Source organism: Cyclobacterium lianum, assembly GCF_900143075.1.
GTDB classification, from domain to species: Bacteria; Bacteroidota; Bacteroidia; order Cytophagales; family Cyclobacteriaceae; genus Cyclobacterium; species Cyclobacterium lianum.
On sequence record NZ_FRCY01000022.1, the window covers coordinates 78222 to 91154 of the forward strand.

The 12933-nt window shown below is 48.1% G+C and carries 10 protein-coding genes; 9 read left to right on the forward strand and 1 reads right to left on the reverse strand.

Annotation, left to right across the window (positions count from 1 at the left end):
* The first annotated feature begins 16 nt into the window (after nucleotides 1-16).
* The 9 genes from BUB19_RS22800 (at nucleotide 17) to BUB19_RS22840 (ending at nucleotide 12592) form a co-directional block, all read left to right on the forward strand.
* Nucleotides 17-436 (forward strand): hotdog fold thioesterase, encoded by a 420-nt coding sequence (locus BUB19_RS22800; protein ID WP_073098063.1) that lies wholly within the window; start codon nucleotides 17-19, stop codon nucleotides 434-436.
* Between the two features lie 6 nt (nucleotides 437-442).
* On the forward strand, nucleotides 443-1645 hold the full coding sequence (locus BUB19_RS22805) for a chorismate-binding protein (RefSeq protein ID WP_073098064.1): 1203 nt from the start codon (nucleotides 443-445) through the stop codon (nucleotides 1643-1645).
* Nucleotides 1642-3366 carry a 2-succinyl-5-enolpyruvyl-6-hydroxy-3-cyclohexene-1-carboxylic-acid synthase gene (gene menD, locus BUB19_RS22810; RefSeq protein ID WP_073098066.1) on the forward strand — a complete coding sequence of 575 codons (1725 nt, stop codon included), beginning with the start codon at nucleotides 1642-1644 and terminating at the stop codon, nucleotides 3364-3366. Before BUB19_RS22805 ends, menD begins: the two co-directional genes overlap by 4 nt.
* A gap of 47 nt (nucleotides 3367-3413) precedes the next feature.
* Nucleotides 3414-4295: an inositol oxygenase family protein gene (locus BUB19_RS22815; protein WP_073098068.1), complete on the forward strand. Its 882-nt coding sequence runs from the start codon at nucleotides 3414-3416 to the stop codon at nucleotides 4293-4295.
* 75 nt (nucleotides 4296-4370) lie between these two features.
* On the forward strand, nucleotides 4371-5945 hold the full coding sequence (locus tag BUB19_RS22820) for a solute:sodium symporter family transporter (protein ID WP_073098069.1): 1575 nt from the start codon (nucleotides 4371-4373) through the stop codon (nucleotides 5943-5945).
* A gap of 210 nt (nucleotides 5946-6155) precedes the next feature.
* Nucleotides 6156-6524, forward strand: coding sequence for a hypothetical protein (locus BUB19_RS24035; RefSeq protein ID WP_143156139.1), 369 nt, complete (start codon nucleotides 6156-6158; stop codon nucleotides 6522-6524).
* 175 nt (nucleotides 6525-6699) lie between these two features.
* The gene (locus BUB19_RS22830; RefSeq protein WP_084097590.1) at nucleotides 6700-7932 is read left to right on the forward strand and encodes an efflux RND transporter periplasmic adaptor subunit; all 1233 of its coding nucleotides are present in this window, start codon (nucleotides 6700-6702) and stop codon (nucleotides 7930-7932) included.
* Between the two features lie 23 nt (nucleotides 7933-7955).
* On the forward strand, nucleotides 7956-11123 hold the full coding sequence (locus BUB19_RS22835) for an efflux RND transporter permease subunit (protein WP_073098073.1): 3168 nt from the start codon (nucleotides 7956-7958) through the stop codon (nucleotides 11121-11123).
* Between the two features lie 5 nt (nucleotides 11124-11128).
* On the forward strand, nucleotides 11129-12592 hold the full coding sequence (locus BUB19_RS22840) for a TolC family protein (RefSeq protein WP_245802932.1): 1464 nt from the start codon (nucleotides 11129-11131) through the stop codon (nucleotides 12590-12592).
* A gap of 126 nt (nucleotides 12593-12718) precedes the next feature.
* Here the strand turns inward: BUB19_RS22840 and BUB19_RS24425 are convergent.
* Nucleotides 12719-12933, reverse strand: a 215-nt coding sequence (locus tag BUB19_RS24425; RefSeq protein WP_218588588.1) for a hypothetical protein, incomplete at its 5' end; no start/stop codon positions are given.

Genomic DNA, 12933 nt, shown 5'->3' on the forward strand with positions numbered 1-12933 from the left:
TTTTATTTCACAAAACATGATATTTAGAGAAAAACCGGATCTGGATTTTTTAAATCAACTGGGAAAGGATAGCATGACCGGTTTTCTGGATATCCGATACACCGCCTTCGGCGATGATTTTCTGGAAGCAACCATGCCCGTCACTGCCAAAACCAAACAACCCTTTGGATTGTTACACGGAGGGGCCAGCGTGGTTCTGGCAGAGAGTCTTGGATCTTTGGCTGCATTTCTCACGCTTGAAAAAGACAAATACTACGCGGTGGGTTTGGAAATCAACGCCAACCACCTCAGACCCGTTAAGGACGGACTGATCAGGGGAAGAGCCACAACGATACATTTGGGGCGGAAGACTCAGGTTTGGGAGATAAAAATTAAGGATTCCGCAGACATACTATCTTGCATCAGCCGCATCACCCTGGCCATACTTGAAAAGTAAGATGTAATGGAGACTACCAATACGATAGCAGATATCACCAAAGAAATATTTCTGGAAACGCTTTTGTCCAAAGCCCTTGACGGGCACCTGCCAATAGCGATATGGAAAAAGCCGAAGCAGCCATTTATAGAGGTCATCATCGATGAGGACAAGGATGGAATCCAGCAACCTGCCATTGACCTGGATAATCTGCCGCCGGGATTTATGATCCATCCTTTTCTTCTCTCAGCGGAACACCAGCCTTTCTTTATCAAAGCCAGCAACCATTATCGGTACAATCTGAAGGGTGAGCAATCTCCGGACTTCGATTTTTCGGTGTCTAAAAAAACCGGAGAAGACCTGACGGAAAAAATCCGCAACACCATACGCCGTTTTCCCTCTGGCAAAAAGCACAAGGTATCTGCGAAATCAGATTTTATACAGACGGTGGAAAAAGCCATTCGGGCCATACAATCCGGCACACTCAACAAAGTTGTACCTGCGCGACTTAAAAAAGTCAGGCTGAGTGACACATTTGATCTGGCAGGTACTTTTCTATCTCTCTGTGAGGCTTATCCCAATGCCTTTATCAATTGTTTTTTCAGCGAATCCACCGGCTTTTGGATCGGGGCCAGTCCCGAAACACTGATCCAGACCAAAGGTGATCAATTCTATACCATGGCATTGGCTGGCACTCAAAAAGCCAAAGGGGACAACCCTTTAAAAAATGTCGCCTGGACACAGAAAGAAATCGAAGAACAGGCCCTGGTGAGCCGCTATATCGTCGATTGCTTTAAAAAAATCCGGCTCAGAGAATATCTTGAATTGGGACCAAAGACTACCATAGCAGGTGGCTTACTTCACCTGAAGTCTGAGTTTGTGGTAGACATGAAAGCCACTAACTTCCCCCAGCTCGGCACGGTAATGCTGCAATTGCTCCACCCTACCTCTGCGGTATGTGGCATGCCCAAGACAGCCGCGCTATCTTTTATACAGGCAAACGAAACTTTTGACCGGTCTTATTTTTCCGGATTTATCGGCCCGGTAAACATGGAGGGAGAGACTGCCCTGTATGTCAATCTCAGGTGTGCCAAGCTGGAAAACACAGAAGCCCTGCTATTCGCGGGTGCCGGCATTACAGAAGATTCAATCCCCTCAAAAGAATGGGAAGAAACCGAAATGAAATGTAATATCATTGCCAAAATCATCAAAACCAAAAACCCCTCTTGATACTCCCTCAAATCACCCACCTGGTTTCGATTTGTGCTAAGAGCGGCATCTCTGAGGCCATACTCTCACCTGGCTCCAGATGTGCTCCCCTGTCTCTGGCATTTATCCGGCATCCGGAGGTGCATTGCCGGACCATTTCTGATGAAAGATCGGCAGCGTTTATCGCTCTGGGCATGGCCCAGCAACTTGGCAAGCCTGTAGTTTTGGTTTGTACCAGTGGCTCGGCAGCTCTCAATTACGGCCCGGCCATCGCCGAAGCCTTTTATCAGCAGGTGCCTTTGCTGGTCTTAACTGCAGATCGGCCAGCAGAATGGATAGACCAATGGGACGGGCAGACCATCCACCAACAAAACATGTACGGGTCTCATGTAAAGGGCAGTTTCAACTTTCCCGATGATGCCTCACTTCCTGATAAATTATGGCATTCAAAGCGAATAGCAAAAGAAGCAATTGCACTTGCTGGCTCGTATCCTCCAGGCCCGGTGCATATCAACATCCCTCTAAGGGAGCCTTTTTATCCCCTGCCGGAAGAAAGTTACAACTTCGAAATCACAGCACTGGAGCCCAGTCTGGAACTGGAGTCTGGCAATCTTCCTGCCGGCAATGAACTTAGCCAGAGTGTGAAAGATCAGTTGAAGAGTTTCAAAAGAATTCTGCTCCTTCCCGGCCAGCAGGTACCCCATGCCGGAATCAGGAAAACGCTGGCCGCCCTGGTCAAGGTACAGAAGGCAGTATTGGTCACCGATGTGATCAGCAATATGGCACAGGAAGGCGCTGTAGTGCACCATGATTTTTTTGGCCTCCAACCGGAAAATCACAATGAGATGGCCCCTGACTTACTGATCACTTTTGGCAAGTCCATCCTTTCAAAGCCATTGAAAAAATTCCTCAGAGCCTGTCCCCTGTCCCACTGGCACATACAGCCGGCGGGTCAGGTTCCTGATTCCTTTCAGCACCTGAACCGGATAATCCGGCTTCAGCCAGAAGTCTTTCTGGAGTATCTGCTTGAGGAAGGACCGGTAATCGACTCCGTTTTCAGGCAGAACTGGGAGAAGAAGAATAGTGTCGTAAAAAAGCATCTACCCCAGCTAATCGCAAAAGCTGCTTTTGGTGAACTCAGCGCATTGTCCTGTTTGCTGGCTGCCATGCCTGCCGGTGGCAAACTGCATCTTGCCAACAGCATGGCCGTAAGGAACGTCAATTTTTTGGGATTGGGCGTACAGGAGACGGAAGTCATCTGCAATCGGGGAACAAGCGGCATCGACGGCAGCAACAGCACGGCTGTGGGATGCACCTTTACTACCAAAGCGCCTGTGACGCTGATCACCGGTGATATGGCTTTCTTTTATGACAGAAATGCATTCTGGCACCAATACCCCATCGCTAACCTCCGAATCGTCTTGTTTAACAACCATGGTGGGGGAATATTCCGAATGATAGAAGGCCCGGCTAACCTGCCGGAATTGGAAGAATACTTCGAAACCCACCAGCACCTGGAAGCCAAAAACCTGGCCGGCGAAATGGGTTTCGATTATACAAGCATCAACTCCATCTCCCAGCTCAACGTTTGTCTGAAAGATTTTTTCCACGATTCCCTGAAGCCTAAAATTATGGAAATAAAATCCAGCGCAGAGACAAACCGCCAGACACTGAAAGCCATACAGCAAAAACTCCAGAAGGCAATAAATACCGAAAAAGGAGCAGATCATAAAAAAATGTAATATGTTTTCTCTAAATTTAAGCCAAAGAAATTAATCAATTGTGAATCATGGAAAAGCAGTTTAAAGAGAAGGAAAATGCTCCGCTTGGAAACATAGAAGAATGGGAAGAAGACCTGAAAGTGCGCTACCCCAAACCCAAATCAGAACAGGCAAAGGGGCGGGAAGATTACAGAAATTACCATGATTCTGAGCGGGTAGATACCGTTCGGGAATTCTATCGCCTCAACCACCAATACCAGACCTATGATTTTGTCAGCAGGAAGCGGGACGAATTTCTGAAGTTTGACAAAAAGGAAATGCCTTTTTGGGATGCCATCAACTACCTGAACACGCTGGTGGATGACTCCGACCCGGACATCAGCCTGGACCAGTTGCAGCATCTATTGCAGACCTCAGAAGCCATACGTGCCGACGGGCATCCGGACTGGTTTGTCCTGACCGGCTTTATTCATGATATGGGCAAGGTATTGTGCCTGTTTGGTGAACCCCAATGGGCTGTGGTGGGAGACACTTTTCCGGTAGGCTGCAGGCATTCAGAAAAAATCGTATATCCGGAATTCTTCCAGAACAATCCTGATTCAGAAAACGAGCAATTTAATAGCAAGTACGGGGTTTACGAGCCCAATACAGGCCTGGACAATGTCATGATGTCCTGGGGGCACGACGAATACCTGTATCAGATGGTCAAAGATTACTTGCCGGAACCGGCGTTGTACATGATACGGTACCACTCTTTTTATGCCCAACACAGGGAGGGAGCCTATGATCACCTGCTGAGCGAGCACGACAGGGAAATGTTTAAATGGGTAGATAAATTCAATCCCTATGACCTGTATTCAAAGGTACCGGTGCCACCTGATGCAAAAGCCCTGAGACCCTATTACGAAGACCTGGTGGCAAAATACCTGCCGGCCACTATGAAATTTTAAATGTAAGAATTTTAGAAAAACGAAAACATATTGCTGCCTGGACTTGGGACCGGGCAGCAATTTTAATAAGAAATCATGCTTACCGCCCTCACCTTTATAGGTTTTACACTTTTTGTTGCGTTTTTTTCCTGGTACAAGTTACGAAAAGACGATATCAGTTCGCGTGATGGTTACTTCCTGGGAGGTCGCTCACTTACCGGTGGCGTTATTGCAGGCTCCATGATACTGACCAATATCTCCACCGAGCATTTGATTGGTCTCAACGGTTCTGCCTATAAAAACGGCATGATCATCATCGCCTGGGAGGTTACCAGCGCCATTGCCCTGGTGATTGCCGCACTCTATTTTCTTCCCATTTACCTCAAAATGGGATTGACCACTATCCCGCAATATCTGGAAAACAGATTTGACAGCGGCACCAAAACTATCGTTGCTTTTTTGCTAATGCTTTCGTTTGTTGTCACCTTGCTCCCCATTGTCTTGTATACCGGAGCCATCAACCTGGAAAGTATTTTCAATGTATCTGAAGTGCTTCAGGTGAGCCTTTCGGAGGGCATCTGGATTACAGTGGTCACCATTGGAGTAATCGGATCGGTTTATGCCATTTTCGGTGGACTGAAAGCGGTAGCCTTTTCCGACTCGGTAAATGCCGTGGGCCTGGTCATAGGCGGTCTGATGGTGCCGGTTTTGGCGCTCTGGGATATAGGGGATGGAAACCTAATCAGGGGGATGAGTAAAGTCTATGAGTTTGCACCTGAAAAGTTTAACGTCATCGGACAGGAAGATTCCGTGCTTCCCTTCAGCACAATCTTTACCGGATTGATGATCAACCAACTCTATTTTTGGGGAATGAACCAGACCATTATCCAGCGGGCATTTGGCGCCAAAAACATGGCGGAGGCTCAAAAAGGCCTTTTACTCACCGGCTTGTTTAAGATCCTGATACCGCTGATCATCGTATTGCCTGGCATTATCGCATTTTATTATTACAGCGAACAATACTATGACAATCAGGATTTCATTTATCCGGTTTTACTTACCCGGGTGATGCCTGTAGGGTTATTGGGATTTTTCGCTGCCGTCGTGTTGGGAGCCATTTTGAGTACATTCAATAGTGTTTTGAATTCTGCCGCGACCATTTTCAGTCTGGACATTTATAAAAAATGGCTACAGCCCGATTGCTCCGACAAGCGGCTGGTACGCGTGGGTCGTCTCAGCTCTCTGGTATTGGCCGTTTTGGCAATTTTGGTTGCACCCCTGGTAGGAAATGCTCCTGAGGGGCTTTACCAGTTGATGCAGCAGCTTAATGGTATCTTCTTTATCCCCATCGCTTCCATATTGATTGCGGGATTTTTTATCCCTAAGGTGACGGCAAGGGCAGCCAAGGTGGGTTTGTTTACCGGTCTGACATTTTATCTGATCACGAGTTTTTCCCTCGACACCGGAATCCATTTCATCCACATATGGGCCATTGAATTTGTATTAAACCTGCTATTGATGCTTTTTATCAGCCGGTATTTCCCCGGAAAACCAAACAATTTTGTGAGCAGACCACCGGTACTGGAGATGAAACCCTGGAAATTTGCCAAACCGGTAGCCGCCATCCTTTGTCTGACGACCGTCCTGATATACATCTGGCTGGGAAGCTGATATTGCCTGGGTGATCCTGATTTTTTAGAATTCGAATAAGGGCGGTAAGCGGCAGCGAAGAAATGATACCTTTTCTGTGAATGCGGGATTTACCATCCTCTTGTGGCAATGAGGACAAACTCCTGCAAAAGCCCTTGTTATTTCTTTTTAGCGTCTGTTTTGCTATATGAGTGGTAAGCTTGCCGGTATTTTTTTTATTAAATTTGCACTGTGAAATGGGGAAGAAAAAATATCACAACCATATGTTACAGGAATATTTTCACCAACCTGCTGGCAGTATTTTTAATAGGGCTATCGGTTGCTGAGGGTGAGGAGGCTATTCACCAATTCCCCGCACCAGGCATACATATCGATGTTTCGGAATTTGATTTTGTTGATTTCCCTACTTCCCTGAACCGAAGCTTTGCCGGCAACCAGCAAAACAGGGATTTGATGCTTCCATCGTTTTACCTGCGATACAATCCTTTCCATTTGTTGCTGCTTTTGCATGCGGTGACACCCGACACATTCCCCCCCTTTTTTACCCCGGATCATATCCGACAAATTGTATCCCTTTTTGTCTGGACCAACGCTCCGTGAAATACTGATTTTTTGACAATAGCATGCATTGCATGCATTGGTCCCATACCTTTCTTCAATCCCAAAATACCCAAATAACAGCATTATCCGGAGACTGGCCTGACTGGACAGTCCTGCTATACATTTTCGGGTTGTATTGTTCTGGTTTATTTGTTTGTCTAAATCCATTTCTGAAATGAGTAAGAAAAATCAATGGCTTCGGCTTTCCGGTATCGTGAATCGCCCCTGCCAATCCCTGTCGACACTATTTGCACTGCTGCTGTTCGGCACAGTCCTGGCCTCTTGTAGCGAGGGGCGGGGCAAGAATAAGAAGAATGCTGAACTCCTGGAGGTGCCTGTATTTTCGCTGACACCAAAAGATATCAAAGTACCGCAAACCTATGTATGTGACCTGCAGGCCATACAGTTTGTAGAAGTTCGTTCAAAACTGGAAGGATTTGTGGAAAACATCTATGTGGACGAGGGCCAGGAAGTAAGAAAAGGACAAGCACTCTTTCAATTATCTTCAGCTGAATACAACGAATTGGTAAATTCTGCAACGGCCAAGCTCATGCAGGCGAAGGCAGAAGAGAAAGCCGCAAGCCTTGAAGTGGAAAGGCTCAAAGTGCTGGTGGATAAAAAGATCTATTCAGCCTCCGAACTGGAGCTGGCTCAATCCAGAAAACAAATGGCTGAGTCTGCCATCCTTGAAGCCGAGTCCATGCTGAAAAACGCACAGGTAGGACTGTCCTATACCACCATCAGGGCTCCTTTCGATGGAATAGTAGACCGCATTCCTTACAAAACCGGCTCCCTGGTGAAGAGTGGGGATTTGCTGACCAACATTACGGATATCAGCGAAATTTTTGCCTATTACCGCATCACCGAGAATGAATACCTGGAATACATGCGGGGAGAGCTGGACAAAAATGCCGATACTGAACAAATGAACGAACAGGTCCGGGAGACCCTGCAGGGAGAACAGGAGGAAATATCCCTGATTCTTTCAGATGGCATAGAGTATCCCTATAAAGGCAGGCTGGAAACCATGGAAGCGGATTTTGAACAGGGTACCGGCTCCATCGCCCTACGGGTAAGGTTTCCCAATCCAGACGGCCTGATCAAACACGGCGCCAGCGGTAAAGTGCAGATGAGCAATGAGCTGCATGATGTCTACCTGATCCCTCAGAAATCAACTTTTGAAATTCAGGAATACAACTATGTATATCTGGTAAATGAAGAAAACAAGGTAAATGTAAGGAGTTTCCGCCCCCTCATGCGGCACGGTCTGTACTATGTGGCTCAGGATTTTAACACGAACGATAAGGTGGTGCTGGAGGGCATCCAGCTCCTGAAAGATGAAGCCACGGTAAAACCCAACCCCATTGGCGAAGAAGAAGTCTACCGTTCATTAGACCTGCCGCTATAGCAGGTTGCAAACTCCATTGACACATGTTTGATTTATTCATAAAACGACCCATACTGTCAACGGTAATTTCTATACTGATTACCTTGATCGGTTTATTGGCATTATTCGGGTTACCCGTAACGCAATTCCCTGAAATCGTACCTCCTTCTGTAACGGTCACCTCCCAATACCGGGGAGCTAATGCCGAGGTAGTCACCAAAGCAGTGACCACCCCACTGGAACGGGCCATCAACGGTGTACCCGGCATGACTTACATGTCCTCCGTAAATACGAACGATGGCGTTTCGGTGATCACCGTATTTTTTAGCGTAGGTACAGACCCTGATCAGGCTGCGGTAAACGTGCAAAACCGGGTGGCGACAGTAGTGGATGAATTGCCGGAAGAAGTCATCCGGGCAGGGGTAATGACAGAAAAGGAGGTGAACTCCATGTTGCTCTACCTGAACCTCATGACCTCCGATAGCACGCAGGATGAAAAGTTTGTATATAATTTTGCAGATATCAATATTCTGCCAGAGCTAAAACGGATCGATGGTGTGGGCCGGGCAGAGATCATGGGCAACCGGGACTATGCCATGCGTGTCTGGCTGAATCCCGATCGGATGGTGGCCTACAACCTTACGCCTCAGGATGTGAGTGAGGCCATCCAAAGCCAGAATGTAGAAGCTGCTCCCGGCAAATCGGGTATCAGTTCCGACCGGGACCCTCAGGCCCTGCAATATGTGCTCAAATACACCGGAAAATTCAATGCTGAAGAAGATTATGAAAACATTACTTTGAAATCCCTCCCTGATGGCTCACTATTGAAAATCAGGGATGTGGCTGAAGTCGAGTTCGATTCCGAAGATTACAATATGGTATCCATGACCGACGGGCAGCCCTCCGCTTCCATCATGATCAAACAGCGTCCCGGTTCCAATGCCCGGGAAGTGATTCAAAACATCAAGGACAAGATGGAAGAACTTCAGGGCTCCTCCTTTCCTCCGGGCATGAGATACAATATCTCCTATGATGTCTCACGCTTTTTGGATGCTTCCATTTCGGAAGTGGTAAAAACACTGATAGAGGCCTTTTTACTGGTATCCATTGTGGTGTTTATTTTCCTTCAGGATTGGCGGTCTACCCTTATTCCAGCCATTGCAGTACCTGTTTCACTTATCGGAACGTTCTTTTTTATGGGCCTTCTCGGATTCTCCATCAACATGCTGACCCTGTTTGCCATGGTACTGGCCATCGGGATAGTGGTGGACAATGCCATAGTGGTGGTGGAAGCCGTGCATGTAAAAATGCATCAAAACGGGATGAACGCCAAAGAAGCTACCTTCGCCGCCATGAAGGAAATCGGAGGGGCCATCATTGCAATTACGCTGGTCATGTCTGCCGTATTTGTTCCGGTAAGTTTTCTATCCGGACCAGTAGGGATCTTTTACCGGCAGTTTTCCCTGACCCTGGCCATCGCCATTGTCATTTCGGGTATCAATGCCCTGACCCTTTCTCCCGCACTATGCAGTTTGCTTTTGAAGCCGGTGCATCACGAAAAAGGAAAAGGCCTGATGAGCCGCTTTTTTACCGCTTTTAACGCAAAATACGATGCTTTTTCGGGGAAATATGCGCATCTCATCGGGAAAACCGCAGGAAGAAAAGCACTAACTTTTGGCATTTTGATCCTGTTTTTTGCCCTTACCTATGGCATGACCTTCGTCCTGCCCAGCGGCTTCATCCCCAATGAAGATCAGGGAATGATCTACGTGAATGTGACCACTCCTCCAGGTTCTACCATGGACCGGACCCAGCAAATCATGGATGATGTACAGGCCTCCATCCTGCCCTTTGAGGAAGTGGAAACCATCTCTACCCTGGCCGGATACAGCCTGCTCACAGAAACTGCCGGCGCTTCCTATGGCATGGGCATGATCAATCTGGTCGGCTGGGATGACCGGGAGGCGGATGTCAATGAATTGATCGAAAAATATCAGGAAAGAACAGACCACATCACCGGTGCTTCGATACAGTTTTTTGGTCCGCCGCCCGTACCGGGATTTGGCAATGCCTCAGGGTTTGAATTGCAGATGCAGGACAAGACCGGAGGTGACCTGGAGTTTACCGCTCAGACGGTAGACAATTTTCTGACAGCCGTGAGAGAAAGGCCTGAAATACAGGATGCCTTTACCAATTTTGACCCTTCTTTTCCCCAGTATATACTCCGGGTAGACCATGACAAGGCCGCCAAACTGGGCGTAGACATTCGTGCGTCCATGCAGACGCTGCAAAGTTTTATCGGAAGCTACTACAGCTCCAACTTTATCCAGTTTGGTCAGATGTACAAGGTAATGCTTCAGGCCTCCCCCGAGTTCCGCACCAATCCGGAAGCGTTGCTGAAGATGTACACCAAAAACAAGCAGGGAGAAATGGTCCCCTACTCTAATTTTGTGACCCTGGAGCGGGTATATGGTCCTGAACAGCTCACCCGGTACAACATGTTTATATCCGCTATGATCAATGGAGATGCTGCGCCGGGCTATTCCAGTGGGGATGCGATCCGTGCAGTAGAAGAAACAGCGGTTTCCATACTTCCCAGAGGCTTCTCCATCGATTGGTCCGGTATGACCAGGGAGCAAATCGCTTCGGGCAATCAGGCGATTTACATCTTTTTGATCTGTCTGCTCTTTGTGTACCTGCTGCTTGCAGCTCAGTACGAAAGCTATTTGTTGCCCCTTCCAGTTATTTTGTCTCTGCCCGCAGGGGTATTCGGATCCTTTTTCCTGCTGTACCTTACCGGGCTGGAAAACAACATTTATGCACAGGTGTCCCTGATCATGCTGATCGGATTGCTGGGTAAAAATGCCATCCTCATCATTGAGATCGCCGTGCAATCCCGTCAGAAGGGCATGGGAATCCTGGAATCTGCCATCCATGCGGCCGTAGAGCGACTTCGCCCTATTCTCATGACCTCATTCGCCTTTATCAGCGGACTGATACCGCTTGCCCTGGCCACAGGTGCAGGTGCAGTGGGCAACAGAACCATAGGCACAGCAGCGGCAGGTGGGATGTTTATCGGGACTTTTGTAGGTATCATCCTGATTCCGGGATTGTTTGTGGTATTTGAGTCCCTGGCTGCCTATTTCAAAAAGCAGCCGGAAGCCCAATCCGCAGACCATGCTGTAGCCGCCAACAGTTTAAAAACTTCCTAACGCGAATGTCAGATTTTATGAATACTACACCGATAAAGTACATCCTACTGTTTGTTTTTTTAGGATTGTATTCCTGTAAGGTGCAGCAGGACACCCCCGTCAGCTCCCTGGAGCCGCCTCAATCCTACCCGGAGACAGCCGCTGCTGCTGACAGTGCCAGTATGGCGCTCACCCACTGGGAGGCCTTTTTCCGCGATCCCCTGCTTCAGCAGTTGATCAAAAAGGGCCTGGAAAACAATCAGGATGTGGCCAAAACGCTGGCCCAGGTCCGGATCGCAAGGGCTAATCTGAGCAGGGCCAAAATGGGCCAACTCCCGGAAATCAACCTGCAGACGGGAGCAGCTGTAACGAAGTTTGGCGACTATACCATGGATGGGGTGGGCAATGATGACACCAATCGCTCGCCTACAGTACCGGAGGACAAACGCATCCCTGTCCCCTACAAGGACTTCATGATCGGGGCAGCCTTCAGTTGGGAGCTGGATATCTGGGGAAAGCTGAGCATGCAGAAAAAGCAAGCCCTGGCGGATTACCTGGCCGCTGAAGAAATGACCCATCTGGCGCAAACCTGGCTGGTAGCGGAAATCGCCAATCACTACTATAAGATCGTGGGTCTGGACGAAGAGATCGAAACGCTGCTGTCCAACATCGCTTTTCAGGAGCAGGCATTTGAATTGGGAAAAAGCCTGAAGAATGCCGGTCAGGAAAGTCAATTGTCCATAGACCAGTTTGAAGCCCTGATGCTCAACTCCAAGGGCCTGCTGGTAAGAAAACGCCGGGAGCTGCGCCAGACGGAATTGAACCTGGCCTACCTGCTGGGCACCTATCCGGAAAATATATCCCGTCAATCCCTTTCAGAAATTGACGTATTGCCGGAGGTTTTGGAGATCGGCCTGCCGGCAGATTTACTGCGGATGCGACCGGATATCCGCGCCGCCGAACAAAGTCTGCAGGCCAACAACCTGGAGGTAAGCATTGCCAGAACGGCCTTTTTCCCTACCCTCAACCTGTATGGCATGGCCGGTTTCAATGCTTTTGACTTCAGCAAGCTATTTCTCAACCCGGCATCGATGGCTTACCAGCTTGGGGGAGGTCTGATCGGACCGCTTTTTAACCGCAACAGGATCAAAGCAGCCTATCAGGAAGCGAAGTCCCGCCAAAAAATCGCCCTTTACGATTATGAGCAAACCGTTCTGGACAGCTACCTGGAAGTGCTCACACTGGTCAATGACTACAGCACCCTGGATGAGGAACTCGCCCTGAAAACCGATGAAGTCCTGGTACAGCGGCGCTCGGTAGACAATGCCAACACCATGTTTAAGGTAGGCTACGCCGATTACCTGGACGTGATCAACAGCCAGTCCAATGCGCTTTCCTCTGAGCTGGATTATATCGAATTGAAGATACAGCAACTGGAGAGCATCACTAATCTGTACCGGGCACTGGGCGGAGGCTGGCAGCAACAATAAGCCTGGCCCGGGAGGAGGCCAATGCTATTAAGTTAAGAAAAAAATGGCCTCTTGAGACAAAATAAGCCGATTTTCCTTATGAAAACCGGCCTACTTTAGGTAAATTATGTTGTCTTAAACATATAGCTATGAAGGTACAAAATACCAACCAAAACACGACGGATATATCTTGCGAATGTCCGAAAAAAAATCTTTGATAAAATACAATATACTGAAAATCAGGACAGTTACTGTTCTGATCCTGCCCATTTTTCCAGGTCTTCCCCACTCGACTTCCAAACTGTAGTACTTTCGGTGCTCCAACTGTTCAAAGAATCCGCTGATTCTGATACTGAAGACGT